This window comes from Arthrobacter castelli DSM 16402 (assembly GCF_000430705.1).
GTDB lineage: Bacteria > Actinomycetota > Actinomycetes > Actinomycetales > Micrococcaceae > Arthrobacter_C > Arthrobacter_C castelli.
Genome location: NZ_AUMN01000009.1, coordinates 108092 through 133547 on the forward strand (window position 1 = coordinate 108092; position 25456 = coordinate 133547).

The 25456-nt window shown below is 65.2% G+C and carries 27 protein-coding genes and 1 tRNA gene; 3 read left to right on the plus strand and 25 right to left on the minus strand.

Annotated elements, in window-relative coordinates; translation table 11 throughout:
* Window positions 1-11: 11 nt before the first annotated feature.
* Both H535_RS0111495 and gcvP read right to left on the minus strand, forming a co-directional pair.
* The gene (locus H535_RS0111495) at window positions 12-3440 is read right to left on the minus strand and encodes a pyruvate carboxylase (RefSeq protein ID WP_026819662.1); all 3429 of its coding nucleotides are present in this window, start codon (window positions 3438-3440) and stop codon (window positions 12-14) included.
* Window positions 3441-3582: 142 nt separating this feature from the next.
* Window positions 3583-6447, minus strand: a complete 2865-nt coding sequence (gene gcvP / locus H535_RS0111500; RefSeq protein WP_026819663.1) for an aminomethyl-transferring glycine dehydrogenase — start codon at window positions 6445-6447, stop codon at window positions 3583-3585.
* Window positions 6448-6540: 93 nt separating this feature from the next.
* Here gcvP and H535_RS0111505 point away from each other — a divergent pair, with 93 nt between their 5' ends.
* Complete coding sequence (locus H535_RS0111505; protein ID WP_026819664.1) at window positions 6541-7359, plus strand: ParA family protein; 819 nt, start codon at window positions 6541-6543, stop codon at window positions 7357-7359.
* Window positions 7360-7595: 236 nt separating this feature from the next.
* On the opposite strand, the gene H535_RS0111510 is transcribed toward H535_RS0111505, so the two are convergent.
* The 7 genes from H535_RS0111510 to H535_RS0111540 form a co-directional block, all read right to left on the minus strand.
* The gene (locus tag H535_RS0111510; RefSeq protein WP_026819665.1) at window positions 7596-7778 is read right to left on the minus strand and encodes a PspC domain-containing protein; all 183 of its coding nucleotides are present in this window, start codon (window positions 7776-7778) and stop codon (window positions 7596-7598) included.
* Window positions 7779-7910: 132 nt separating this feature from the next.
* Window positions 7911-8504, minus strand: a complete 594-nt coding sequence (locus H535_RS0111515; protein ID WP_026819666.1) for a MerR family transcriptional regulator — start codon at window positions 8502-8504, stop codon at window positions 7911-7913.
* Window positions 8505-8699: 195 nt separating this feature from the next.
* Window positions 8700-9200 carry a bifunctional nuclease family protein gene (locus H535_RS0111520; RefSeq protein ID WP_026819667.1) on the minus strand — a complete coding sequence of 167 codons (501 nt, stop codon included), beginning with the start codon at window positions 9198-9200 and terminating at the stop codon, window positions 8700-8702.
* A 10-nt stretch (window positions 9201-9210) separates the two neighbouring features.
* Window positions 9211-9969, minus strand: a complete 759-nt coding sequence (ftsR, locus tag H535_RS0111525) for a transcriptional regulator FtsR (protein WP_155838664.1) — start codon at window positions 9967-9969, stop codon at window positions 9211-9213.
* 3 nt (window positions 9970-9972) lie between these two features.
* The gene (locus H535_RS0111530) at window positions 9973-10458 is read right to left on the minus strand and encodes an FHA domain-containing protein (protein ID WP_026819669.1); all 486 of its coding nucleotides are present in this window, start codon (window positions 10456-10458) and stop codon (window positions 9973-9975) included.
* A gap of 81 nt (window positions 10459-10539) precedes the next feature.
* Window positions 10540-10926, minus strand: coding sequence for a glycine cleavage system protein GcvH (gene gcvH / locus H535_RS0111535; protein WP_026819670.1), 387 nt, complete (start codon window positions 10924-10926; stop codon window positions 10540-10542).
* A gap of 113 nt (window positions 10927-11039) precedes the next feature.
* On the minus strand, window positions 11040-11714 hold the full coding sequence (locus H535_RS0111540; RefSeq protein ID WP_026819671.1) for a hypothetical protein: 675 nt from the start codon (window positions 11712-11714) through the stop codon (window positions 11040-11042).
* Between the two features lie 144 nt (window positions 11715-11858).
* Between H535_RS0111540 and H535_RS0111545 the strand changes: the two genes are divergently transcribed.
* Both H535_RS0111545 and H535_RS24995 read left to right on the plus strand, forming a co-directional pair.
* Entirely contained in the window at window positions 11859-12299 is a 441-nt protein-coding gene (locus H535_RS0111545; RefSeq protein ID WP_026819672.1) for an NfeD family protein, read from the plus strand.
* Window positions 12296-13195: a slipin family protein gene (locus tag H535_RS24995; protein ID WP_081416619.1), complete on the plus strand. Its 900-nt coding sequence runs from the start codon at window positions 12296-12298 to the stop codon at window positions 13193-13195. The genes H535_RS0111545 and H535_RS24995 overlap by 4 nt, the downstream gene beginning before the upstream one ends.
* Window positions 13196-13269: 74 nt before the next feature.
* Here H535_RS24995 and H535_RS0111555 read toward each other — a convergent pair whose 3' ends face one another.
* The 16 genes from H535_RS0111555 to H535_RS29010 all read right to left on the minus strand — a co-directional run bounded on the left by H535_RS0111555 (window position 13270) and on the right by H535_RS29010 (window position 25436).
* Entirely contained in the window at window positions 13270-14106 is an 837-nt protein-coding gene (locus H535_RS0111555; RefSeq protein WP_026819673.1) for an alpha/beta fold hydrolase, read from the minus strand.
* Window positions 14107-14212: 106 nt separating this feature from the next.
* Window positions 14213-14671 carry a nuclear transport factor 2 family protein gene (locus tag H535_RS25000; RefSeq protein WP_081416620.1) on the minus strand — a complete coding sequence of 153 codons (459 nt, stop codon included), beginning with the start codon at window positions 14669-14671 and terminating at the stop codon, window positions 14213-14215.
* Between the two features lie 100 nt (window positions 14672-14771).
* Complete coding sequence (locus tag H535_RS0111565; RefSeq protein ID WP_026819674.1) at window positions 14772-15311, minus strand: histidine phosphatase family protein; 540 nt, start codon at window positions 15309-15311, stop codon at window positions 14772-14774.
* 363 nt (window positions 15312-15674) lie between these two features.
* Window positions 15675-15917, minus strand: coding sequence for a DUF5615 family PIN-like protein (locus tag H535_RS30375; RefSeq protein ID WP_035769304.1), 243 nt, complete (start codon window positions 15915-15917; stop codon window positions 15675-15677).
* Complete coding sequence (locus H535_RS30380) at window positions 15821-16168, minus strand: DUF433 domain-containing protein (RefSeq protein WP_425387273.1); 348 nt, start codon at window positions 16166-16168, stop codon at window positions 15821-15823. Before H535_RS30380 ends, H535_RS30375 begins: the two co-directional genes overlap by 97 nt.
* A 118-nt stretch (window positions 16169-16286) precedes the next feature.
* Window positions 16287-16360: transfer RNA gene (locus H535_RS0111580), tRNA-Pro, on the minus strand.
* A gap of 136 nt (window positions 16361-16496) precedes the next feature.
* Window positions 16497-18053 (minus strand): ribosome biogenesis GTPase Der, encoded by a 1557-nt coding sequence (der, locus tag H535_RS0111585; RefSeq protein ID WP_026819675.1) that lies wholly within the window; start codon window positions 18051-18053, stop codon window positions 16497-16499.
* On the minus strand, window positions 18053-18796 hold the full coding sequence (locus tag H535_RS0111590) for a lysophospholipid acyltransferase family protein (RefSeq protein ID WP_081416622.1): 744 nt from the start codon (window positions 18794-18796) through the stop codon (window positions 18053-18055). The genes der and H535_RS0111590 overlap by 1 nt, the downstream gene beginning before the upstream one ends.
* A 3-nt stretch (window positions 18797-18799) precedes the next feature.
* Window positions 18800-19492 carry a (d)CMP kinase gene (gene cmk, locus H535_RS0111595; protein WP_026819677.1) on the minus strand — a complete coding sequence of 231 codons (693 nt, stop codon included), beginning with the start codon at window positions 19490-19492 and terminating at the stop codon, window positions 18800-18802.
* A 13-nt stretch (window positions 19493-19505) separates the two neighbouring features.
* Window positions 19506-20615 (minus strand): prephenate dehydrogenase, encoded by a 1110-nt coding sequence (locus H535_RS0111600; RefSeq protein WP_026819678.1) that lies wholly within the window; start codon window positions 20613-20615, stop codon window positions 19506-19508.
* 2 nt (window positions 20616-20617) lie between these two features.
* Window positions 20618-21844 (minus strand): pseudouridine synthase, encoded by a 1227-nt coding sequence (locus H535_RS0111605; RefSeq protein ID WP_026819679.1) that lies wholly within the window; start codon window positions 21842-21844, stop codon window positions 20618-20620.
* A gap of 43 nt (window positions 21845-21887) precedes the next feature.
* Complete coding sequence (gene scpB / locus H535_RS0111610) at window positions 21888-22613, minus strand: SMC-Scp complex subunit ScpB (protein WP_081416623.1); 726 nt, start codon at window positions 22611-22613, stop codon at window positions 21888-21890.
* Window positions 22613-23473, minus strand: coding sequence for a segregation and condensation protein A (locus tag H535_RS0111615; RefSeq protein ID WP_026819681.1), 861 nt, complete (start codon window positions 23471-23473; stop codon window positions 22613-22615). The genes scpB and H535_RS0111615 overlap by 1 nt, the downstream gene beginning before the upstream one ends.
* Window positions 23474-23487: 14 nt before the next feature.
* Window positions 23488-24384, minus strand: a complete 897-nt coding sequence (locus H535_RS0111620) for a ParA family protein (protein ID WP_026819682.1) — start codon at window positions 24382-24384, stop codon at window positions 23488-23490.
* Between the two features lie 104 nt (window positions 24385-24488).
* Window positions 24489-25262 carry a M50 family metallopeptidase gene (locus H535_RS0111625; RefSeq protein ID WP_026819683.1) on the minus strand — a complete coding sequence of 258 codons (774 nt, stop codon included), beginning with the start codon at window positions 25260-25262 and terminating at the stop codon, window positions 24489-24491.
* Window positions 25263-25277: 15 nt separating this feature from the next.
* Window positions 25278-25436 (minus strand): hypothetical protein, encoded by a 159-nt coding sequence (locus H535_RS29010; RefSeq protein WP_155838665.1) that lies wholly within the window; start codon window positions 25434-25436, stop codon window positions 25278-25280.
* Window positions 25437-25456 lie beyond the last annotated feature (20 nt).

Consider the following 25456-nt stretch of genomic DNA (forward strand, 5'->3'; position numbering starts at 1 on the left):
GTCTCGTCGGCCTACTCGGCCTGGTCTGGCTGGTCTGGCTGGTCTGCCTTTACGGACACCAGCAGGTCGCCGCCCTGGACCTGCTCGACCTGCGAAATGGCCAGCCGGTCAACGGTGCCGCCCACCGGCGTCGTGATGGCTGCTTCCATCTTCATCGCTTCGATGGTCGCCACGGAATCCCCGGCGGAGACTTGGTCGCCCTCGGACACGGTGACCGTCACCGCACCGGCGAACGGGGCCGCGACGTGGCCGGAGTTGTTCGGGTCTGCCTTCTCGGCCACCTTCTCGTTGCTTTCGATGCTCTGGTCCCGCACGAGGATGGGCCGCATCTGGCCGTTGAGGGTGCACATCACCGTGCGCATCCCCTTCCCGTCCGCTTCGGAGATGGCTTCCAGCGTCGCGATCAGCCGCACACCCTGCTCCAGCTCAATGGTGTGCTCCTGGCCCGGGTGCATTCCGAACAAGTAATCGCGGGTATCGAGGACCGAGACATCGCCGTAGATCTCCCGATTGTTCAGGAAGTCGCGCGTCGGACCTTCGAACAGCAGCCGGTTGAGCGTCGCCCGCCGGGTGGCCGAGTCCGCCTGCAGACCGGCGCTGTCCTCGTCCGTCAGGTCCTCGTCGCGGACCTTCACATTCCGCCCCTGAAGTGCCTTGGAACGGAACGGCTCCGGCCAGCCGCCGGGCGGGTCGCCGAGTTCGCCGCTGAGGAAGGAAATCACCGAGTCCGGGATGTCATAGCTGCGCGGGTTCGCCTCGAAGTCCGCGGGGTCGACGTTGGCACCCACCAGTTGCAGCGCCAGGTCGCCGACCACCTTCGACGACGGCGTGACCTTCACCAGCCGGCCGAGGATCTTGTCGGCGCTGGTGTACATGTCCTCGATCGCCTCGAAGCGCTCCCCCAGCCCGAGTGCGATGGCCTGCTGCCGCAGGTTGGACAGCTGACCGCCGGGAATCTCGTGCCGGTAGACGCGCCCGGTGGGCCCGGCCAGGCCGGACTCGAACGGGGCGTACAACCGGCGCACCGCCTCCCAGTACGGTTCCAGCGCACCAACGGCCTGCACGCTGATGCCGGTATCGCGTTCCGTGTGGGCCAGTGCCGCCACCAGGGCCGACGCCGGCGGCTGGCTGGTGGTGCCGGCCAGCGTCGCGCTGGCGGTGTCCACGGCGTCCACGCCGGCGTCGATGGCGGCCATCAGCGTGGCCAGCTGGCCACCGGCCGTATCGTGGGTGTGCAGGTGGACCGGCAGCTCGAACTTCTGACGCAACGCGGAGACCAGCTTCGCCGCGGCCGCCGGACGGAGCAGCCCGGCCATGTCCTTGATCGCCAGGATGTGCGCGCCGGCGTCGACCATCTGCTGGGCCAGGTCCAGGTAGTAGTCCAGCGTGTAGAGGTTCTCGTCAGGGTCCAGCATGTCGGCGGTGTAGCACAGCGCCGCCTCTGCCACGGCCTTGCCGGTCTTGCGCACCGCCTTGATGGCGGGGGCCATCTGCGACACATCGTTCAGCGCGTCGAAGATGCGGAAAATATCGACGCCGGTGTCGGCCGCCTCCTGCACGAAGGCGTCGGTGACCTCCACGGGGTAGGGGGTGTAGCCGACGGTGTTGCGGCCGCGCAGCAGCATCTGGATGCAGATGTTCGGCACCGCCTTGCGCAGCGTGGCCAGCCGCTCCCAGGGATCTTCACCGAGGAAGCGCAGGGCGACGTCGTAGGTGGCACCTCCCCAGGCTTCGATGGACAGCAGTTCGGGCGTCAGCTTCGACACCGCCGGGCCGGCCGCCGCGAGGTCGCGGGTCCGCACCCGGGTGGCCAGCAGCGACTGGTGCGCGTCGCGGAAGGTGGTGTCGGTGACGGCGACCGCTCTCTGGTCCCGCAGCGAGGCGGCGAAACCTTCCGGGCCGAGTTCAGCCAGCCGCTGCCGCGAGCCGTCCGGCGCCTTGCCGCGCTCCAGCCGGGGCAGCTTCTCCGCCGGATCGAGCGCCACCTTGGCCTCACCGTTGGGCTTGTTCACGGTGACGTCGGCGAGCCAGCTCAGCAGCTTGGTGCCGCGGTCGGCCGAACCGCGCGCCTGCAGCAGTTCGGGACGTTCGTCGATGAAGGAGGTGGCGACGTCGCCGGCCAGGAAGGCCGGATCGTCCAAAACCGCCTGCAGGAACGGAATGTTGGTGGAGACGCCGCGGATGCGGAATTCGGCCAGCGCGCGGCGGGCGCGGGCGACGGCGGCGGAGTAGTCGCGGCCGCGGCAGGTGAGCTTGACCAGCATGGAGTCGAAGTGCGGACTGATTTCGGCACCCTGGTACACCGTGCCGCCGTCGAGCCGCACCCCCGCGCCGCCGGCTGAGCGGTAACCGGAGATCTTGCCGACGTCGGGACGGAACCCGTTGGAGGGGTCCTCGGTGGTGATCCGGCACTGCAGTGCCGCGCCCTGGCGGGTGATCTGGTCCTGCATCAGGCCCAGGTCCTGCAGGCTCTCCCCCGCGGCGATCCGCAACTGGGCCTGGACCAGGTCGACCTCGGTGATTTCCTCGGTGACGGTGTGCTCGACCTGGATCCGCGGGTTCATTTCGATGAACACATGCTGGCCGGCACGTTCACCGGCGGTATCGACCAAAAACTCCACGGTGCCTGCGTTGACGTAGTTCAGCTCCTTGGCGAAGGCGACCGCATCCCGGTGCAGGGCCTGCCGGATCTCCTCGTCCAGCTGGGGAGCCGGCGCGATTTCCACGACCTTCTGGTGCCGGCGCTGCAGCGAACAGTCCCGCTCGAACAGGTGGACCACGTTGCCCTCGCCGTCGGCGAGGACCTGCACCTCAATGTGACGCGGCCGCAACACCGCCTGTTCCAGGAACATGGTGGGATCGCCGAAGGCAGTCTCGGCCTCACGCATCGCAGATTCCAGCGCTGCCTGCAGGTCTTCGCGCTTCTCCACGCGGCGCATGCCGCGGCCGCCGCCACCGGCCACGGCCTTGGCGAAGATGGGAAACCCGACGTCGTCGGCAGCGACGAGCAGCTCATCCAGGTCCGCACTGGGCGCGGTTGACTTGAGGACCGGGACGCCGGCCTTGCGGGCGGCTTCCAAGGCGTGCACTTTGTGGCCTGCCAGCCCCAGCACTTCGGCGGGAGGGCCGACGAAGGCGATTCCGGCGTCGCGTGCGGCAGTGGCCAGCTCGGGGTTTTCGGAGAGGAAACCGTATCCCGGGTAGATGGCGTCGCAGCCGGCCTCGGTGGCGATCCGGATGATCTCGTCCACATCCAGGTAGGCACGGACCGGGTGGCCCTCCTCGCCAATCAGATAGGCTTCGCCCGCCTTCTGCCGGTGGATGGAGTTGCGGTCCTCGTACGGAAATACGGCAACGGTCTTCGCGCCGAGCTCATACCCGGCCCGGAATGCCCGGATTGCGATTTCGCCACGGTTGGCCACCAGAATCTTAGAGAACATGCTCGCCTATCTTCTTTGGATACTGCTTTCTTGGGGTACTGCCTGCTTGGATACTGCTCACGTGAGTACTGCGTAACTTACATCAGTTGTCGCGTCATGCGGATTCAGGTTACGGACGACGGCGCTCCCCGCCCGCCGCTGCTCAGCTGCCCAATCCGGCCAGTTCCTCCAGCGACGGGCAGGAGCAGATCAGGTGCCTGTCTCCATACGCCTGGTCGACGCGGCTCACCGGCGCCCAGTACTTATCCCGCGGTTCCACCCCGGCCGGATACGCCGCCTCGGCGCGCGTGTAGCTATGGTCCCACTCCCCGGTCAGCGACAATGCCGTATGCGGAGCGTTGACCAACGGGTTGTCGTCGAGCGGCCACACCCCGTCCTGAACAGCTGCCATCTCGGCGCGGATGGCGACCATCGCGTCGACGAAACGGTCCAGTTCGGCCAGATCCTCGGACTCGGTCGGCTCCACCATCAGCGTTCCCGCCACTGGAAAGGACATGGTCGGGGCGTGGAACCCATAGTCGATCAGCCGCTTGGCGACGTCTTCGACGCTGATGCCGCTGGAGGACGTGAGCGCGCGCAGGTCGAGGATGCATTCGTGGGCGACCAGAGAATTGGCACCGGTGTAAAGCACCGGGTAATGATCCGCGAGCCGGCTGGCAATGTAGTTCGCCGACAGGATCGCCACCTGGGTGGCGTTCCGCAGTCCGTCCGGACCCATCATCCTCAGGTAGGCCCAGGAGATAGGCAGGATGGAAGCCGAGCCATAGGGAGCGGCGGAGACCAGTCCGATGGCGGAATCGTCGCCCAGCTCGCGGGCCGGCAGATACGTGGCCAGGTGCTCCCGCACTCCGATGGGACCGACGCCGGGCCCCCCGCCTCCGTGTGGGATGCAGAAGGTCTTGTGCAGGTTCAAGTGCGACACATCGGCGCCGAATTCGCCGGGCTTGGCCAACCCAAGCAGTGCATTAAGGTTCGCTCCGTCCACATACACCTGCCCGCCGGCGTCGTGCACCAGAGAGCAGACCGTGGAGACCTCTGTTTCAAAGACGCCGTGGGTGGACGGGTAGGTGATCATCATCGCGGCCAGGTCATCCGAATGCTCGCTGACCAGCCGCTTGAGGTCGTCGAGGTCGATATTGCCGCCATCGTCGGTGGTCACGGGCAAAACCTTCAGGCCGGCCATCACCGCAGAGGCGGCGTTGGTGCCATGCGCGCTTTGCGGGATCAGGCAGATGTTCCGCTCCGGCCGGCCGTTATCCCGGTGGTAGGCACGGATCGCCAGCAGACCGGCAAATTCGCCCTGGGAACCGGCGTTGGGCTGGATGGAGACCGCGTCGTAGCCGGTCAGTTCGGCCAGCCATTCCTCCAGTTGGTTGGCCAGTTCCACCATGCCCACGCTGTCCTCGGCCGGGGCGAACGGGTGCAGGTGGGCGAACTCCGGCCAGGTGATGGCTGCCATCTCCGCAGAGGCGTTCAGCTTCATGGTGCACGAGCCGAGCGGGATCATGCCGCGGTCCAGTGCATAGTCCGCGTCGGCCAGCCGGCGCAGGTAGCGCAGCATCTGCGTCTCGGAGCGGTACTTGTGGAAAACTTCGTGGGTCAGATAGTCAGTGGTCCGTGCCGCTGCCGGCTCATCCGGGGCGGTCCACGCTTCGGTGCGGTGGCCCAGCACGTCGGTGACGGCGGCGAGATCGTCGTCGTCGGTGGTCTCATCGGCCGCGACCTGCAGCGTGTCCGGTCCCACCTGCCGCAACAAGTAGCCGGCCCTGTTGGCGGTGGCGAGGATCCGCACTGCGTTGTGGCCCGCTGCGCCGTCGATCCGGATCCGGACGGTGTCGAAGAAGTTGTCGTGGATAACGGTGTGTCCCGCATCCCGCGCGGCCTGCGCGATGGCCGCTGCGTAACCGGCGACCCGGTCGGCGATCTGCCGCAGCCCTTCCGGTCCGTGGTAGACCGCGTACATACCGGACATCACGGCCAGCAGCACCTGGGCGGTGCAGATATTGGAGGTGGCCTTCTCCCGGCGGATGTGCTGCTCGCGCGTCTGCAGCGCCAGCCGATAGGCCTGCTGCCCGTCGACGTCCTTGGAGACGCCCACCAACCGGCCGGGCAGTGACCGCTCCAGCTTGTCACGGACCGCCATGTAGCCCGCATGCGGGCCGCCAAAGCCCATTGGCACTCCGAAGCGCTGAGCGGAGCCGACAGCTACATCGGCCCCGGCAGTGCCCGGAGCCTCCAGCCGGGTCAGGGCCAGCAGGTCGGCGGCGACGGCGGCCATCGCGCCGTGTTCGTGCAGCGCTTCGATGACCGGCGCCAGCGGGCGGATGCTGCCGGAGTCGCCGGGGTACTGGATCAGCCCCGCGAAGATTTCCTCCTGCGGCAGCGGCTCATCCAGGTCATGGACCAGCACCGGGATGTTCAGGGCTTCGGCACGGGTGCGGATGACGGCCAGCGTCTGGGGAAAGACGTCGGCATCCACCAGGAAGGCCGCATCGTCGGCGGCCTTGCGGTTGGAGCGGCGCATCAGCGTCATCGCTTCGGCCGCCGCCGTGCCCTCATCCAGCATCGAGGCATTCGCAATGGCCATACCGGTCAGGTCGGCCACCACCGTCTGGAAATTCAGCAATGCCTCCAAGCGGCCCTGGGATATTTCCGGCTGGTACGGGGTGTAGGCGGTATACCAGGCCGGGTTCTCCAGCACGTTCCGCTGGATGACGCCGGGCGTGTAGGTGCCGTAGTATCCTTGTCCGATCATCGATGTGCGGACGGTGTTGCGTTTCGCCCAGCCGCGGAGCTCGGAGAGCATTTCCTCTTCCGACGCGGCCTCAGGCAGATTGAGCCGCTCCGTGGACTGAATGGAGGCGGGAAGCGCCGCCTCGCACAGTTCGTCCAGGGAGCCATAATCCAGCTCACTCAACATATGATGAAGGTCGGACCCCGTTGATACACCGATGTGTCGGCGGCTGAACGGTGTCGCCGTATTGCTGCTGGCTTGTTTTTGTTTCAAGTTTGCTCCAATAACGATCCATCCAGTCCATTGCCATTGTAGGTGGCACGACGTCCGTGACGACTGACAAAAAGTTAGGTATTGGTTCTTCAAGTGCAAGTAGTGAGCATCAGCAGCCTCAAAGGCGGTGTCGGCAAAACGTCGGTCACCCTCGGACTGGCATCGGCCGCCCTGGCCGCAGGCACCCGCACACTGGTGGTCGACCTGGACCCGCACGCTGACGCGACAACCGGTCTGGGCGTCCGTGCCCAGAGCGGAACCGATATCGGACACATGCTCAAGAATGCCCGCCGGACTGACCCCGTTGCGAACGTGGTTCCCAGCGGGTGGATCCGACGTCGTCGCCAGAACGGCGGCAGGCCCCCGGTGCTCGACGTCGCCAAGGGGTCGGCGTATACGGCGATCTACGACCGTCCGGACTTGGGCAAACGCGACCTGCGCCGGTTATCCACGCTGCTGTCCAGGATCGAGAACTACGACCTGGTGCTGGTCGACTGCCCGCCGTCGCTGAACGGGCTGACCCGCATGGCCTGGACGGCGAGCAACCGGGTACTGCTGGTGGCAGAACCTGCCCTCTTCTCCGTGGCCGGCACGGAACGCACCATGCGCGCCATCGAGGTGTTCAGCAATGAATTCGCCCCGGCACTGGCGCCGGCGGGGATCGTTGCCAACCGTGTCCGGTCCAGTTCCAACGAACACACCTACCGGTTGGAGGAGATGCGGACCATGTTCGGCGACCTGCTGCTCTCCCCCACCGTGGGCGAACAGGCGAACTGGCAGCAGATCCAGGGCGCCGCCCACGCCATCCACCACTGGCCCGGCGAATCCGCCCGGAACGCAGCCGGGGTGTTCGACCAGTTGTTGGACGGACTGATTTCGAGCGGCCAGGTACGGGACCGCGTCCGCCGGTAGTAGGCGTGGGTGCGCTGGCCCGCGTGAGCGCCCGCGAGGGAGTGCGTGGGCGCGGGACTTCCCGTTTGGGCCGCCGCCGGAACTGCTTCCGCTCCGGTTTGGGACAAACTGCCGCCGGCGCCGGGGGCGAAATGTCCCAAACCGGAGGGAATCCGGGCGGACGGGGCACCGGCCCACCGGAGGGGTCTCCATCCGGGGCGGGGCACCGGCCGGTGTCGACCACCGGAAATCCGGGCTCAGCCTTGTTTGGGGATCAGGATCCAGAGCACGATGTAGACGATCTCGCCGATACCGACCAGGCCGAAGATGATGAAGCCGATACGCACCAGCCATTTAGGAATGCCAAACCTGTTGGCGATGCCGGCGCACACGCCGGCGATCCACTTGCCCTGACGGGGACGTACTAATACGGAAGACATGCCCGCACTGTACCCTGATCGGTGGTGCTCAAACAGCCCCGCCGGACCTGGAGAGCCGACGTCGTTGACATAGCAAAGGCCCCGGATCGCCATGATTCGGGGCCTTACCTTCGGACGTGGCGTCCGGGCCAATCAGCCGATCTTCCGCTCCGCCCGGCGCTTGCTGAGTTCGTCTTCGGGGAATTCCTCCACCTCGGTGTGTTCACTGGGCAGCTGGGAGAGGCTTCCCTCAACCTCGCGCCAGACCCGGCCGACCGCGATGCCAAAGACACCCTGGCCGCCCTGAACCAGGTCAATGACCTCGTCGGCCGAAGTGCACTCATACACACTCGCGCCATCACTCATCAAGGTAATCTGCGCCAGATCCTCGATCCCGCGTTCACGGAGATGTTCAATGGCCGAACGAATCTGCTGCAGGGAAACCCCTGTGTCCAGCAGACGTTTGACGACCTTGACCACAAGGATGTCCCGGAAGCCATAGAGACGTTGTGACCCGGATCCGGCAGCGTTGCGCACACCGGGCTTTACCAGGCCCGTGCGCGCCCAGTAATCCAGTTGGCGGTAGGTAATGCCTGCCGCCTTGCAGACGATGGGGCCGCGGTAGCCGGCGTCCTCATCGAGCACAGGCAAGTCTTCGGTGAAAAGCAGCCCCTGGGCACTCTCCGGAACGGACCTGCCGTGGGCGGCTGCCTGCGACAGCTCACCGCCATCACCTTTCGGACTCACGTGGTTCCTCCTTGTCGCAGCTCCCCGGGGAAGGTAGTCCGACCCCTGTGACGCGAGCTATCTTCATTAAAGCCCGTCAATGGCGGCCGGTGCAATGGGAACTTATGCTTCGACGTTAGAGCGGCGCCGGTCAATGGTCAAAGATGTTGGCTCGTTCGTTGTTGGCGTGTCGCCGCTTGGCAGGCATAACCTTGCCTAATTGTCGAAGTCTTCAGGCTCCACGTCATCGAGGAATTCGCGGAATTTGCGCATTTCCTTCTCGGCACTTTCCCCCGAAACGGACTCGTCGTCCTCGTCATCCGATTCGGCAATTTCGACGCCGGCCTCGTCCAGCACAGCCTCAGCGCACAACACCGGGCAGGGAATCCGCAACGCGATGGCAATCGCGTCCGACGCCCGGGCAGAGACAGTCGAATCGTCGTCGAACACCAACTGCGCAAAGAACACCGAGTCTTCCACCGACGTCAGATGCACTGTCTTAATGGACCGGCCGAGGGATTCGACGACGTCGCACAAAAGATCGTGAGTCATCGGACGCGCGGGAACGATTCCCTGCTGGGCCAGGGCGATGGCGCTGGCTTCGGGCGTGCCGATCCAGATGGGCACATGCCGCTCCCCGCTCGATTCCTTGAGGAGGACAAGAGGCTGATTCGAGGGCAGTTCCAACCTGACGCCCACAATTTCCACTTCAATCACTGCACTCCTCCTACCGGTCCATCCGGGCAATCTGCCCGTGCACCAACGCACTATGCAGGGACAGGCAAATCTCGCTGATCTGGTGGGCCGTGTCCGTCGCCCGCGCTCGGGACGCCACATCCTTGCGCGAAGCCAACGGAGTGATCGCGGTCTCCACCAGCGAAATTTCCCGGTCGGCCGCGGCCCGGAAGGGTCTCAGGTGCCGCGGTTCAATACCGTGCTCCTGCAACTCTACGCACGCCTTGGTGACTTTCAGAGCGTAATCGTCGTACCGCCCGTCGTCATCGCTGATCAGGCCGAAGCTGACCAGCTCCTGAATCAGCGCCGAGCCGGCGTTGGTCTCCGCCTTCAGCTCGTCCAGCGTGAGGTTCCCGGCCCGGCCGCTCAGCTCGGTCGCCAGTTCGTCCGACACCATGCGCGGGGAGATACTGATACCGCCGGGCAGGTGCTCCGGCCGCTCCCCGCGGTCGATCGCGTCCAGATAATCGCGGATCACCTTCAGCGGCAGGTACTGGTCGCGCTGCAGCGCCAGGATGAAGCGGAGGCGTTCGACGTCGGCAATCGAGTATTTGCGGTAGCCCGCCGGGGTGCGTTGCGGGCTGAGGAGGCCCTTTTCCTCCAGGAAGCGGATCTTGGAGGCAGTGATCTGCGGAAAGTCAGCGTTCAGCTGGGCCAGCACTTGGCCGATGTTCAGCGCCTCAGGCGGCGGCTGCGAATCTTCCGCGCTGCTGCGGCCGATCTGTCGACGCGCGGGCTGGGCCGGCGACACAGATTAACCCTGTACCGGGACTTCACCCGAACTGGCCGGGCCGAGATAGAACGTCAGCCGGAACTTACCGATCTGCACTTCGTTCAGCTGGCGCAGCAGCACATGGTCCACGCGGTCCTGGTTCACATACGTGCCGTTGAGGCTGCCGGTGTCGACAACTTCGAACCCCCGGCCAGTGCGGCGGAATTCGGCATGCCGGCGGCTGACAGTCACATCGTCGAGGAAGATATCCGCGTTCGGGTGGCGGCCTGCCTGGGTGACATCCGAGTCCAGCAGGAACCGGGCGCCTGCGTTCGGCCCGGAATGTGCGATGAGCAATGCGGAGCCGGACGGCAGCGCCTCGACGGCGGCCATTTCTTCCTGGTTGAGCTTCGGAGCGGGCGATGGCTTGTCGAGATTCGGCACGCTGATAGTCGTCGTCTCAGGTGCAGGCTCACCTTGTATCCCCGCCTGCTGGTTGGATACGGTGCCGCGCTCGTCGCCAGCCATGATTACCGCTCCTTCGAATGTCGTAAATCCCCATTTGGCAGGGCTCAGTCACCCGAAGCCCCCCAAAAATATGTGGTACTGCTAGCCTACCTGCTGACTGTAGTCGTCGGCACTGAGCAGTCCCTGAACAGCGTCCGCATCGGACGGCCGCATTTCCATCAACCAGCCTCCACCGTAGGGGTCGGAATTGATCAGGCCGGGATCGGCGTCCAGGGCGTCGTTGACCCTGACGATTTCCCCTTGAAGCGGAGCGAAAATGTCGCTCACGCTCTTGGTCGATTCCACCTCGCCAATGGCCTCCGAAGCGGAGTAGCTCGACCCGGCCTCCGGAAGCTGGGCGTAGACCACGTCTCCCAGCGCATCCTGGGCGAAGTCTGTGATACCAACGCGAACCACGCCGTCGCCATCGGGAGCGGTAATCCACTCGTGTTCGGCGGTGTAGTACAGATCTGCTGGGATATTGCTCACGAAGGGCGCCTTTCCGTGTGCTGCGTAATAGAGACTCTGGATAAGAACTCTATATGGGAAGTGCGCGGTGATGCCAGCGGTGACAATTGAGGCGGAAGTTAATTGGGCAACGATCAGATAGCAGCCTGGCCGCGGCCGCCTTCCAGAGGGCGCGCGACCTGCTCCTCCAGCAGGTTCACGGCACGGTCGGGCAGCACGATGAGCCCGTCCAGCTCACGGCGGGCACGCCGGTATGCCGTCTGTCTCTCGTTCGGGGTGGCAGCGTTATCCACGGCGATGGTGACCAGTTTCCGTGCAGTGGCCAGACGCTGTCGTTCGTTCTCCGAGAAGCTGCCTGCTTTAAGGCGCCGTGCCTCGGTTTCAGCCATGCTGAAGGCAACTTCATAATCGTTTACCGCAGCACGGTACTCAGCGCATCGTGAGGCGCTCACAGAATCCGGTTTCACCGGCCGGAGGGCATCGGCGTCGCGCTTCGCCCTGTGGAAGGCCACGGTGAGTGGCTCCCGGACATCGGTCATCATCGGATAGTCAATGAGCTTCCCGACGTCGAGTTCGTAGTCCAACCATCGTTGGTTCACCGCGTCATGGGCCTGGATGAGCGCTTCCACTTCGCCGGCCTGGGTTTGTTCCGCCAGCTGGCCCTGATACCGGAGTTTGTACAGTTCCACCTTCCGCTGATGCCGGCGCTTGCTGGCTTTGCGCCACGAATCACCCCAAGCGGCAAATACGCCGCTCAGGGGAAAGGCCAGCCACCAGTAATTGCCAGCGAATTCCAGCAAGGCATCCACCGCTACATCCTATTCCGAAATCTGCCGTTTGTGACCGGTGGGAATGGCTGGACCTGAATCGACGAACCTTTATCTCCCGTGGCCCGACGGCTACGCTCATGTACAGCGGCACGAGTATCACATGAGGCAGCCGAGGGACCGAGCATGATCGCGAGTGGAGCACATCCCAGGGGCACTGCCGCGGCCGGATCTGACGCGAATGGATCCGGCCTGCTCGACACGCTTGGTTCTGCCCTGTCCTCCCTGGTCGAGGCACTCGGCCTGGGGTGGGACCTGTTCCTGGATCTGATCCTGCCCACTCTGATCGTCGCCGTCGGCGGGGCGTTCCTGTCCGTGTGGTTATGGCGGCGCTCCCGCAGAACGTCGAGCAGTATCGGAACGGACCATTTCACCGGACAGATCGTCACCGTAAAATCGGCCGAAGGGACGCACGGGCAAGCCTTCGTGGAGGGCAGCTGGTGGTCGCTGCACAGCAACGGCAGGCCCCTGCGGAACGAGGAGCGGGTGCGGGTCCGGGCAGTTGACGGGCTGTTCCTGATCGTCGAGCCGCTGACCGCGGAACCGCCAAATGAGGAGGAGACATGATAGATTTCACCCTGATCGGTCTGATCGTAGCGGCACTGGTGATCCTCTTCATCATCGTCCAAGCCGTCAAGATCGTCCCGGAATACGAACGAGGCGTCATCTTCCGCCTGGGGCGCATCCAGGACCCCAAGGGCCCGGGGATCTTCGTGATTGCCCCGCTCCTCGATCGCATGCAGCGCGTGGACCTGCGCACGCACACCTACGATGTGCCTACCCAGGACGTGATTACCTGGGATAACGTCACGGTCCATGTCAACGCTGTCGCATACTTCAATGTGGTGGATCCAGTACGTGCGGTGATCTCCATCGAGGACTTCCGTGTGGGCACCCAGCAGGTCGCCCAGACGACGTTGCGCAGCATTATCGGCCAGACCAGCCTGGACAACCTGCTGACCAAGCGAGATGAAATCAACCAGCGGCTGCAGCAAGTCATCGACGAGGTCACCGACCCGTGGGGCGTCAAGGTCACCATTGTGGAGGTCAAAGACGTCCTGCTGCCGGAGAGCATGCGGCGGGCGATGGCCCGGCAGGCGGAGTCCGAGCGGGACCGGCGGGCCAAGGTCATCCACGCCATCGGGGAGCAGGAAGCCGCCGAAAACCTCGGAAGGGCTGCGGAGGTCCTCGAGGAACACCCGGCCGCGATGCAGTTACGGACCCTGTCCTCGATGCTGGAGCTGGGCGCGGAGCAAAACTCCACGGTGGTCTTCCCGGTGCCGATGGAACTGCTGCGGCTGTTCGAGGCACACGGCGGGGCCGCGCCGGCCAAGAACGACGGGCAGCGTACAACCCCGACAGATTCCGCGCAGGCCGACGGCTTTCCAAAGCCGCCCGGGTCCGACGACGACGGCGAGACGGAAGTGCCCGGGCCGGGCGACGACGGCGGGAATCGTCCCTGACGGGCTGGATCGGCGGCGAGTAAGTCCGTCGTTCACGCCCGTGGCCGGCACCGGCCGATGTTCCACCCGTTAGATCACCAAAGCGATGGCTCGGTTGGAGGCACGTCGTCCAGGAACGCGGCGATCATCGGCTCGAGGACCGGCACCGCTGCCGGGATCGAGATGTGGGACGCCGCAGGCAGGATGACGAGTCTGGCCTGAGGGACATTGGATACCCCTGCCATCGCCGCCTCGACATCGCCACCACCGAGCAGTTTGAACATCGACACGGCGTGCTCGGGCTTCACGTCGTCGGCATCCCCCACGACGACCATCGTCTTGGCTCGGATCGATCGAATCTGCGCGTCGCTGATGTTCTGGTCCTCGATGTTCAGCACCCTCACCTTCTCGACGTAGGCATCGAACGCTTCAGGATCGGTAGTGTGCCGGCGGAAAGCCTCATCGACTGGCGTGTCCGCGAAGGAGTCGGCAGACAGCCCTTCGAGCTCTTGGGCGACCGACGGGTACCAGCCGTCCCGGCGGTAGGTGGCGGACAAGGTGACGAGCTTGCTCACCAGCTGCGGGTGCCGCAGCGCCAGCTGCAATGCGACGCCCCCGCCCTGCGACCAGCCGATCACATCGGCACGCTCGACCTCCAGGGCGTGCAGCAACGCCGCGGCATCGTCGCCGAACTGCTCGTAGGACATAGCACGCGGCGTATCCGCCGTCCGGCCGTGTCCCTGTTGATCAAAGACGATCACTGGCCGCTCGGCGACGAACGCCGTCACCCACTGTGTCATCGAGTCGGTGGACAGGAAGGCCCCCGGAATGATCAGCAACGGCACCGTCTCGGAGGCGCCAAGTTCACCATAGGCTTCGTAGTAGAGCGACAGACCATTGATGGGCAGATGACCGCTGCGTGAAGGCTTCATGCAGCGAGGATATCCCCTCCGGTCACGCCCCACACTGACCAGTAACGCTGAAGCCGCACGGCAAGACCGGCCCACGTTGCTGCCATTCTGCACAGCTTGCGTGTTCTTAGGGCTCAAAGCCTTCCGGGAGGGGATCGAGATTAAAGCCAACACCAATATCCCGCTCCGCCAAGTACCACCGACCCTTAATTCTCTTAAAGATATCCAGGTAGGTACCGCCGGACCGAGCCCACGAACCATCGTCAAACCGGGCTGCAACACTCACATCGGATTCGGCCGTCGCCCTTTCCCCGTCAATACTGATGACAACGTTGGATGACCAGTGATGATAATCAGGTATGAGCTCCCACTGTCGCTGTATCGTGGCGCGAATGTCGCCGATGCCGACTACAGGATCATCGCCGGCAATCCATACTCCGTCGATCGCCCAAACCGCGCTGAATCTCTCTAAATCGCGCTTATCAGCTCCGTGACAGTACTCATGAATCAGCCGTGTAATTTCGTTCCGGCTTTCCAACTCGTCGAGCCTTGATTCGACGCTTCGTGTTCCTGAATTCTCCGACATGTGCTTATCGTAGTGAACCGCGCGGACGGCAGACGCTCCGCCATCTTCCCGCCCACACCCAGACGGTGGCGGGCTGCCCACCGAGGGCAAGTTGCAGCGGCTACGCCGCCTGCAGGTTGAGCAGCATCTCCGGTTCGACGTCGACGACTTCGCAATTCGCGAGCCTCGGATGCGGCTGGCCGAGCAAAGCCGACATCGTCAGCCGGATCAACGTGCCGTGCGCGACGACGACGATCCGCTGCCCGGGGTATTCCTCCAAGACGTCGCGCAACGCGGCCAGCCCGCGCTCGGCCACTTCGTCCTCTGGCTCCGCCCCGGCATGCAGGCGATTGTATTCCGGCTCTGACAAGCCTTTCAGAGGCTGCCCCTCGAGCGGTCCGTAATTCCGTTCCCGCAGTCCGGCCATGGGCGTTGCGGGTTCCAGGCCGATCCGTTGTCCAAAAATGTGCGCAGTTTCCACGGCGCGGCCCAGCGGGGAGGATACGAGCACGTCCCACTGTCGTCCGGCGAGTTCGGCGCCACCTGCCGCGGCCTGCTCACGACCCGTTGCGTCGAGTGGAATATCCGCACTTCCCTGCAGACGGCCTTCTTCATTCCAAGCGGTTTGTCCGTGCCGCACCAGTGCCAACGCCGTACTCATGAGTGTGACCTGCCATCTCTCGTGTCTGCCGCAGCTGGCGTCGCTGCAGGAATAGGTTCTCCGGCCGCTGCGCCTGCGGGGTTGCGGGGCAGCATGCGTGGGCCCGCATGGGCCGAAGAACGTGGAGGTAATGACTGCGCCGTCATCTGAAGATGCGTCCAAAGGCGGGACTGTGATGTCCATTGGACTTGCTGTCGTCTTCGCCCGGGCATCTTCAATAGACAGGCTACCAGCGGGGAGGCCGGCAGGCCGAAGTCGGCCTTCCGGCACGTGCCGAGAGAGGCCTTTCGTGGTCAGCCAGCGCCGACAAGGATAGAGAGTCATTCAACTCCGCCATTTGCAATGTAGACCGGCTTGCACGAGTCAGCGAAGCTCGATCAACCGGTGTCCTGCACCTACCATCGCAACGATCCGATCGATCAACGGACTGAACCATGCAAGAAGTGCCCGTCTACGCGTGTTCCCAATCCGCACCCAGACCACGACGGGAGCAGGAACGACGAATGGCATCATGTCAGAGAAGTCCTCGTCCTTCGTGACAAGCACAGCCTCGTGCTCCACGGCGTAGCCCCAAATTTCGCGATCCCGCGCGTCGTCGAAGGCGATGCTGTCAGGACCGCGTGGTCGGCTTGCCCTGCGGCATACTCAAGGTAGGACTTAATGTCTTCCTGGGTGAGGAGCGGGTCGTCCTCAATGATTTCTTCTTCAGGTGCGCCCGCAGCGAGCAGTGACAGCACATCGGTCACGCGTATGCGCGTGCCACGCACAACAAGACGGCCGTGTACGACGTCAGGGTCGACCGTGATGCGCTCAAGAAGGGACAAACTGCAAGCATAGACGGTGGCCGCTCGATGCACGAGCCGGCTGGACGGTCACAGACAAAGTGGACGAACGTGCCGGGTGGACCAACGAGAAACCCTCCTGAGACACGACGAAGCCATGGTGAGGTTTCGTCGTTTCACCATGGCTTGACTGTCGGGATGACAGGATTTGAACCTGCGACCCCCTCACCCCCAGTGAGGTGCGCTACCAAGCTGCGCCACATCCCGATTGGTGGTTTCCGTACCGGCTGAACCACCTGAAAGATCTTATCGCATCTGTGTGATGGGGACGAACTGGGTCTCCGCGCGGCGCGGGGCGCCTTGGTCGATCACCGGGTCTCGGCAAGCTCGACCACCGGCTCGATCACCGGCGGCGGGAGCGTTTTTCCCGCACGCGCATGGTGACTTCGATGGGGGTGCCGTCGAAGCCGAAGGTTTCCCGCAGCCGGCGCTGGATGAACCGGCGGTAGCCGGGATCCAGGAACCCTGTGGTGAACAGCACGAACTTCGGCGGGCGGGACGAGGCCTGCGTGCCGAACAGGATGCGGGGCTGCTTGCCGCCGCGGACGGGGTGCGGGTGAGCGGACACGAGCTCGCCGAGGAAGGCATTGAGCCGACCGGTGGGGATGCGCCGATCCCAGGACTCCAGTGCCCGGTCCAGGGCGGGCACGAGCTTGTCCTTGTGCCACCCGGTCTTCGCCGAAAGGTTCACCCGCGGCGCCCAGGAGACGTGCGACAGGTCCTTGTCGATCTCCTTCTCCAGGTACCGCCGTCGTTCATCATCGAGCAGGTCCCACTTGTTGAAGGCCAGCACCAGCGCCCGGCCGGAATCAATGGCCATCTGCAGGATCCGCACGTCCTGCTCGGACAGCACTTCATCGACGCCCAGCAGCACGACGGCGACTTCGGCCTTCTCCAGCGCGGACTGGGTCCGCAGCGAGGCGTAGAAGTCAGCACCCTGCTGCATGTGCACCCGTTTCCGGATGCCGGCGGTGTCCACGAACCGCCAGGTCCGTCCGCCGAGATCGATCATCTCGTCCACCGGATCCCGGGTGGTGCCGGCGATCGGGTCGACCACCACGCGTTCGGTTCCGGCGAGCTTGTTCAGCAGCGAGGACTTGCCCACGTTCGGGCGGCCGATCAGCGCCACGCGCCGGGGACCGCCGGTGCGCTGCAGGCCTTCGACGGCGGAGAATTCGGGGAGCTTGTCCATGGCGGTATCGAGGATGTCGGCGGTTCCGCGCCCGTGCAGCCCCGAAACCGGGTACGGCTCCCCCAGTCCGAGCGCCCACAGCACGGCCGCGTCGGCTTCCTGCTGGATGCCGTCCACTTTGTTCGCCGCGAGAATGATGGGCTTCTTCACCCGGCGCAGCTTCCGCACCACTGCTTCGTCGGTCGCGGTGACGCCCACCCTGGCGTCCACCACGAGCAGCACGGCGTCGGCGAGTTCGACGGCGGCCTCGGCCTTTTCGGCGACCTGCTCCTGGATACCCTTGGCGTCATGTTCCCAGCCGCCGGTGTCGACCAGGGTAAAGTTCCGGCCGTTCCAGTGCGCGGAATAGCTGACCCGGTCACGGGTCACGCCAGGGGTGTCTTCGACGACGGCCTCGCGGCGGCCGAGGATCCGGTTCACCAGGGTCGACTTGCCGACGTTGGGCCGGCCGACAATAGCCAGCACCGGGTCCATTCGGCCGGCAGCTTCGTCGTCGAAATCGTCGCCCATGCCGTCCAGCAGGGCGGCGTCTTCCTCGTCGAGTTCGTAGTCGGCCAACCCCGCACGCAACGACTCGGCACGCTGGTCCGCCTCGGCGTCGTCAATGGAGGCGTAACGTTCGGCGACTTGGTCTTCGCCGTCCGGAACGTATTCCTGATCGGAAACCCCGTCGCCGGCGTACTCGTGCTGGGACGGTGTGTTGCTCATTAATCTGTTCCTTCAGTGGGATTGGCGTTCAACTGATCCGTTTCATCCTCCGGCAGCGGCTGGCCGGTGAGATCGATGGCGGACCGGACATGTCCGGCGAGGAGCGCCCGAATGCGTTCTGCCGCTCTATCCATTGAAACACGCCCGGAAACACCCGGTTCGCGCTCAATCAGCGCCGGCTCGCCGAAGCTGACATGGATTTTCCGCCGCAGCGGAGGTATTTTATCCCGGTGCTCACCGGGATGCCGGGTGCCCAGCAGCGCAACAGGAACCACGGGCGCGGCCGAAGCCAGCGCCAGCCAGGCCACCCCGGAGCTCACCGACGCGGCAGCTCCCGACCCGCGGGTCCCCTCCGGCAGAATGCCGATGCAGGAGCCCGAGTCCAGCACCAGCTTCGCCCGCTGCAGGGCCCGACGATCGCCGGCGCGGTCGATACTGACCTGCCCGGACGCGGTCAGCACGCCTCCCAGGAACCCCTTGAACATGTCGTGCCTGACCAGCACATGCATGTACCGCGGCGCCGCGCCGACCATCACCGGACCGTCCAGGTAGCTGAGGTGGTTGGCGGCGAAAATCACAGGTCCGCGCTCCGGAACCCGGTCCTTGCCGTGCACTTCGGTGTTGTAGATGGCGTGGTCCAGCACCCGTCCCACGGGCCTGCCCCACCACGGACCCCACACCGGTGGCCGCCCGGCGGGCGGGAAAACGCGGTGCTGCAGATCTGCCGCTGCCTTGCGCAGCATGGTTCAGTCCGCGATGGAGTGGACGGCGTCGAGCACGGCTTGGACCGTCTCTTCGAAGTCCAGGTCGGATGAATCGACGGTGACGACGCCGTCGGCGGCCTGGTGGAAGTTCACCACCGTTGAGTCTTTCTTGTCCCGTTCGAGGACCTGGGTGCTCAGCTGCCGAGAGTTCTGGGTGCCGCCGAGCTGCATTCCGCGGCGGGCCATCCGCGCTTCCTCGCTGGCCGTGAGCAGCAACCGCACCTCGGCATCGGGCGCGACGACGGTAGTGATGTCCCGTCCTTCGACCACCATGCGGTGGCCGGCGTCGGAGATCATTTGCTGCTGCATCCGGATCAGCTCTGCGCGCGCTCCGAGTTTGGTGGCGATGGCGCTGACGGCGGTTGAGACGTCCGGTTCGCGGATGGCGGCGGTGACATCGGCGCCACCGACCGCCACGAAGTCCGCATCCGGGTCGGTGCTCAGGCTCAGCTCGACGGAGCGGGTGGCCTGTTCGACGGCGACGGCGTCGTCGAGGTCGAGGCCCAGGTTCACGCAGTGCCAGGTGACCGCCCGGTACATCGCGCCGGTGTCCAGGTAGGCCAGCCCCAGCCGCCGGGCCACTTCCTGGCTCACGGACGACTTGCCGGAGCCCGAGGGCCCGTCGATTGCCACGACCAGGGACTTGCCCAGCCGCACCGGTGTTGGCTTGCTCACTGGTCTGCCTTTCTCATGACACCACTTTCCATCCGCGCTCGGTGAGCGCCTCAATCAGTTCCGTCCGCCGGTTGGGCACCACGGAGATTTCAGCCAGCCCCACCGGCTGTCCCGGTGAGTGATCCAGCCGCAGGTCCTCCAGGTTCACGCCGATGGTGCCGATCTCGGTCAACAGTTTGGCAATCTGACCGGGTATATCGTCCACCAGCACGGTCAATTCCGCAAACGCCTTCGGCGGGGCGCCGTGTTTGCCCGGAATCCGTGCCTGCCCGGCGTTGCCTTCGCTCATCAGCTGCGCCAGGTCCAGCCGGGCGCCGTCGGCCCGGGGATGCTCCAGCGTGTTGATCAACCGGTTCAAATCCTCGCGGACCCCGTAGAGAATGTCCACCACCCGGGAGGCGTTGGCACCCAGGATCTGCACCCACATCGACGGGTCGCTGGCCGCGATCCGGGTGACATCGCGCAGCCCCTGCCCCGACAGCGACAACGCCTGCGGCGCCGTGGACTGCAGCCGGCTGGCCACCAGCGAGGAAACCACCTGCGGCAGATGCGAGATCATCGCCACGGTCTGGTCATGCTCCTCGACACTCATCCTGGACACGACCGCGCCCAAGTCCAGCGCCAGCGCCTGGGCGGTTTTGACAGCTGTCCCGGTCGCCGCTTCCGGAGCACACAGCACCCACGGCATCGAGGTGAACAGCTCGGCGCGGGCGGCCACGGGACCGGTTTTTTCCCGCCCGGCCATCGGGTGGGTGCCAACGTACCGGCTCAGGTCGGCGCCGGAGGTGGCCAGGTCTGCCGCGACGGACGCCTTGACGCTGGCAATGTCGACGACGACGGCGGCCGGGTAGTCGGTCAGCGCGCCGGCGACGACGTCGGCCGTCACGTCCGGAGGTGCCGCCGAGACCACCAGTTCCGGGGCGAATCCGGGCTCCGCGTCGCGCAGCAGCCGCCCGGCGCCGATGTCCCGCGCCACCGCCTCTGCCGACGGCGACGGATCCGACAACACCGTGTCGATCCCCCACCGGCGCAGGCCGAGCCCGATGCTGGCGCCCAGCAGCCCGGTGCCGATGACCAGCACCGGTCCGCGCAGGTGCGTATGCCCGTTATCCACTGCGGTCATCGCTACATCCCCACCGAGGCGAGCAGATGCCCGACTTCCTGCCGTCCCAGCGCACGGATAGTGCCCTGGCGCTGGTCGCCGAGCTTGATGGGGCCGATCTCGATCCGCACCAACCGCTCCACCGGGTGGCCGACGGCGTCGAACATCCGGCGGACGATCCGATTCCGGCCGGAATGAAGCGCCACTTCCACCAGCACATGCCCGGGTGTGGAGTCGACCAGCTTGAAGGAATCCAAGGTGGCAGTGCCGTCGTCGAGCTCGATACCGGCCCGCATTTGGGCGCCGACCCCGTGTGCCATCGGTCCGCGCACCTTGACCAGGTACGTCTTGGGAACTTCGTAGGACGGGTGGGTCAGCCGGTTGGCGAGTTCACCATCGTTGGTCAACAGCAGCAGGCCCTCGGTTCCCACATCCAGGCGGCCCACGTGGAAGAGCCGCTCGGTGCGCTTCTTCAGGTAGTCGCTGATGCAGGGGCGGCCCTCGGGATCCTCCATGGAGGACACCACGCCCTTGGGCTTGTTGAAGATGTAGTAGGTCAGGGACTCGTTCAATTGCACGCGGATGCCGTCGACATGGATCGCCACCGTCTGAGGGTTCACCCGCACCCCGAGCTCGGTGACTAGCTGTCCGTCCACCTCGACCCGGCCCGCGGAGATCATTTCCTCGCACACCCGCCGCGAAGCAACGCCGGCGTTGGCCATCACCTTCTGCAGCCGCACGCCATCGGGATCGTAAACGTCCGATTCGTCGGCCGGACGCGCGGTGGGACGGCGCGGCCTGTGCTTGCCAGACACCGGTCCCAGGTCCTTGCCGAACCGCTCGTTGCCAAACGGCTTGGGACCCTTCTGCGGGCGGCCCTGCGAAGGCTTGCCCTGCGAAGGCTTACCGGGCGTTGGCTTACCAGACGCCGGTTTACCCTGCCAAGGCTTGCCCTGCGTTGACTTACCGGGCGCCGGCTTGCCCTGCGAAGGCTTGCCCTGTGTTGACTTACCGGTCCCGGCGGGCCTGCCCGGCTTGGCCGGCCCCGTCGGATTGCCGGGTTTAGCCGGCTTGTTCGAGGGTGCTGGTTTGCTGAACTTGTCCTGCCGGTTGGGCCGGGACGGGCCGGACTGGCCGCCTTTGCCGCCTTTACCTGGCGGTCCTCCCTTGCCGTGACCACTGCCGTGACCACCGCCGCGGCCTGACTGGCCGCCCTGGCCGCCGGGTCCTGAACGGGGTGGTTGTTTCATTGCACGTCCTTAAAGCTAGCGTTATCGTACAGGTCAGTACAGATTAGTAAGTCAGGTCTTCATATTCGTCGAGGTTGTCCAGTCCGGGCAGGTGCGGAGCCAGGTCGGGCAGTTCGGCCACGCTGCCAATGCCCATCCGTTCCAGGAAGTACGACGTCGTCTGGTACAGCACGGCGCCGAACTCCGGATCGGTGCCCGCATCCTCGATCAGTCCACGCTGAGTCAGCGTACGGACCACCGAGTCGACGTTAACACCACGGATGGCCGCGACCCGTGCGCGGGGCACGGGCTGCCGATAGGCAATCACCGCCAGCGTCTCCAATGACGCCTGCGTCAGCCTGGCGGTCTGGCCTTCGAGGACGAACCGCGAGACCACGCCGGCGAAAGTGCTGCGGGAGAATATCCGCCAGCCGCCGGCCACGCTGCGCAGTTCGAACCCGCGCGGCGCAGAACCTGCTGACACTGGATCCGATGAAAGGTCCTGTCCAGTATATCCGTCATACTCGGCTTTCAGGTCCGCGAGCAGCGTCCGCACCCGGTCGACCGGAATCTCCAATGCCGTGGCCAGTTCGATTTCGGTGGCCGGTTCGTCGATCACCATCAGCACTGCTTCCAGGGCCGCCTTGGCGCCGCCCGGCAGCAGGTCCGGGTCCACGGTTTCTTCGCGGTGGCCGGTCGACTCCTGCTGCCCCGACTGCTCATCCTGCCCGGCCGCGCCGTTCTGCTCATCCTGCCCGGCCGCCACACCGTCGTCGTTGTTCTCAGCCATCACTCGTCCTCCGCCGTGTCCGGAACCGGCCCGTCATCAAACTCGCCGCTGATCCCCTCGTTGTTCCATGATCCGTCCGAGGCCGCCCAGCGCACCGTCAGCTCCCCCAGCGGCGCGACCTGGTCAAAGCTGATCACCGAGTCGCGGAACATTTCCAGCAGCGCCAGGAACCGCGCCACCACCGTCAGCGTATTTTCCGCATCCTCGGTCAACACCCGGAACGAAAGCGCCGTGGCGTTCTTCAGCCGTTCACCCAGCACACCTGCCTGTTCCCTGACGCTGACCTCCGGAGCGTGCAGATGCGCCAACCCCACCTCCGTCGGCACCGGCTCCTTCGGCTCCAGCGCCTTGGCGGCCAGCGCGGCGAAATCGTCCGGGGTCGCCTTCCAGATGAGCTCGGGCAGCAGCGCCGCGAACTGCGGCTCCAGGCTGACCTGCCGGGGGTAGCGGGCGCTCTCTGCGGTGAGCCGGTCGTCGATAATGGCGGCAATCTGTTTGAACGCCTTGTACTGCAGCAGCCGGGCGAACAGCAGGTCGCGCGCCTCCAGCAGCGCGATATCCTCTTCGTCCTCCACCTCACCGGCCGGCAGCAGCCGGGCGGTTTTGAGATCCAGCAGGGTCGCGGCCACCACCAGGAATTCGCTGGCCTCATCCAGCGCCGACTCCTGCCCGCTTTCCTGCAGCTTGCGGATGTAGGAGATGAACTCGTCGGTCACCCGCGCCAGGGCAATCTCGGTGATGTCCATCTCGTGCTTGGAGATGAGGCCGAGCAGCAGGTCGAAGGGACCGGTGAAGTTGTCAAGGGTTACTTCAAAACCGGATGATGTCGATTCTTCGATGTCCGGCCCGGTCACAGTCATGATCAGCTTCGCATTTACGGAGCGCTGCCGCGGGCCACCAGTTCCCTTGCCAGCTGACGGTACGCATCCGCGCCGGAATGGGTGCCGGCGTAGGTGGTGATCGGCTCCGAGGCGACCGTGGCATCGGCGAATTTAATGGTCCGGCGGATCACGGTTTCGAACACTTGGTCGCCGAATGCTTCCACCAGCCGGTTGATCACCTCTTTGCCATGCAGGGTGCGCGCGTCATACATGGTGGCCAGCACGCCGTCGACGTGCAGCCGCGGGTTCAGCCGGTCCTGCACCTTCTCGATGGTCTCCACCAGCAGGGCGACCGCGCGCAGTGCGAAGAATTCGCAGATCAGCGGGATGATGACGCCGTGGGCTGCAGTGAGGGCGTTGACGGTGAGCAGACCCAGCGACGGCTGGCAATCGACCAGGATCACGTCGTACTCGTCGGCAAGGTTGCGCAGCGCACGGTCCAGCACCTGTTCGCGAGCCACCTCGTTGACCAGCTGGACTTCGGCGGCTGACAAGTCGATGTTGGCCGGCAGCAGGTCGATGCCGTCGATGGAGGTGGGACGCAGCGCCTCGTGGACATCCACCTTGCGGTCCATCAGCACGTTATAGACGGTCACGTCGAGCTCGTGCGGGTTGGTGCCCAGTCCCGCAGACAACGCGCCCTGCGGATCGAAGTCCACCAGCAGCACTTTGCGGCCGGCTTCGGCGAGGGCGGCACCCAGGTTGATGGTCGACGTCGTCTTGCCCACCCCGCCCTTCTGGTTCACCATGGCGATAATGCGCGCGGGGCCGTGTGAACTCAACGCGGGCGGTTCAGGAAACTCGGTTAGCGGACGGCCGGTGGGCCCCAGCACGGAGTTGCCGTCCTGTTCGGTGCCCGCCAGAGTCGTCGAACTCTGTTCGCTACTCACGTATCGATCCACACTTTCGTTTCGATGGAGCCTTTAGCCCCTAGGTTACCGTGATGTAACGATAACGCCATTTCCATTTGCGCCCGTGCCGCGATATGCCGCCGTCAGCCGGGTGTGTTGCCAAACAGCTGACCCGATGCGAGCACAGGCTTTAACGACCATACGCTGAATCCTGCCGCGGCCGCGATGACCGCTCCGAACATTGCAAGCCACACCCCGGCGGCGACCCCGGTGCGCCGGTACAAAATGTAGGCATCCGAAGAGGCCAGCTCCCGCCGTCGTCGCACGTGCACTGCAGCCACGTTGAGCCAATCCCGCACCGCCCCCACCACCAGCGCCACTCCCAGCATCAGGGTAATGTAACCCAGCGTCGACCGGTCAACGTAGATGAGCAGCGCTGCGGAGGCAAGCACGCAGCCCAGAATCACCAGCACTCCGTACCAGTTGCGGATGAAGAGCAGCGTCACGGCGATGACGACCGCGCTGACCGACAGTGCCGCCGGATGCCAGCCGCTCAGCGCGCACCAGATCAGCGCCGCCCCCACCAGCGCCGGAGCCGGGTACCCCCAGAATCCCGTCCAGACCAGCCTCCATCCGCCGCGTCCGAGGCTGTGTGTAGAGCCGGACTGGTCGCTGTGGATCCTGATGCCGGTCAGCCGCTGCCCCGTGAACAGGCCGGCGAAGGCATGCCCCAGCTCATGAATCACCGTGACGAACAGGCCGAAGTAGCGCCAGGTGGCCTTCGGCACTGCAAGTACGACGGCGGCGGCCACAATGGCGAGCAACGTCACCTGGGACGGAACCACCGGGGTTGCCTGGGTAAATCCATCGAGCAGCCGGTCGAACCACTGCCCGGCCAAGCTTGGAGCGCTATCCACGTTCCGCCGTCGCCCCTACCGCTTGCTGACCAGCTGGCGCAGCAGCAGCACCACGCCGGCGAGCACGAGCAGCGCCACGCCGACCGAGAACAGGAACTCCACGGTCTCGGCGATGATGCCCGCAAGCAGCATGGCAATGGCCAGCACGGCAAGGATGGCAAGCAGGACTCTCATACCTACAGTATGGCTGGTTT

Coding starts and splice junctions, on each gene's coding strand:
- H535_RS0111495 (WP_026819662.1), bottom strand. CDS start 3,440: ATGTTCTCTAAGATTCTGGTGGCCAACCGTGGCGAAATCGCAATCCGG.
- H535_RS0111510 (WP_026819665.1), bottom strand. CDS start 7,778: ATGTCTTCCGTATTAGTACGTCCCCGTCAGGGCAAGTGGATCGCCGGC.
- H535_RS0111530 (WP_026819669.1), bottom strand. CDS start 10,458: ATGGCTGGCGACGAGCGCGGCACCGTATCCAACCAGCAGGCGGGGATA.
- H535_RS0111545 (WP_026819672.1), top strand. CDS start 11,859: ATGATCGCGAGTGGAGCACATCCCAGGGGCACTGCCGCGGCCGGATCT.
- H535_RS24995 (WP_081416619.1), top strand. CDS start 12,296: ATGATAGATTTCACCCTGATCGGTCTGATCGTAGCGGCACTGGTGATC.
- H535_RS0111555 (WP_026819673.1), bottom strand. CDS start 14,106: ATGAAGCCTTCACGCAGCGGTCATCTGCCCATCAATGGTCTGTCGCTC.
- H535_RS25000 (WP_081416620.1), bottom strand. CDS start 14,671: ATGTCGGAGAATTCAGGAACACGAAGCGTCGAATCAAGGCTCGACGAG.
- H535_RS0111565 (WP_026819674.1), bottom strand. CDS start 15,311: ATGAGTACGGCGTTGGCACTGGTGCGGCACGGACAAACCGCTTGGAAT.
- der (WP_026819675.1), bottom strand. CDS start 18,053: ATGAGCAACACACCGTCCCAGCACGAGTACGCCGGCGACGGGGTTTCC.
- H535_RS0111590 (WP_081416622.1), bottom strand. CDS start 18,796: ATGCTGCGCAAGGCAGCGGCAGATCTGCAGCACCGCGTTTTCCCGCCC.
- H535_RS0111600 (WP_026819678.1), bottom strand. CDS start 20,615: ATGACCGCAGTGGATAACGGGCATACGCACCTGCGCGGACCGGTGCTG.
- H535_RS0111605 (WP_026819679.1), bottom strand. CDS start 21,844: ATGAAACAACCACCCCGTTCAGGACCCGGCGGCCAGGGCGGCCAGTCA.
- scpB (WP_081416623.1), bottom strand. CDS start 22,613: ATGGCTGAGAACAACGACGACGGTGTGGCGGCCGGGCAGGATGAGCAG.
- H535_RS0111615 (WP_026819681.1), bottom strand. CDS start 23,473: ATGACTGTGACCGGGCCGGACATCGAAGAATCGACATCATCCGGTTTT.
- H535_RS29010 (WP_155838665.1), bottom strand. CDS start 25,436: ATGAGAGTCCTGCTTGCCATCCTTGCCGTGCTGGCCATTGCCATGCTG.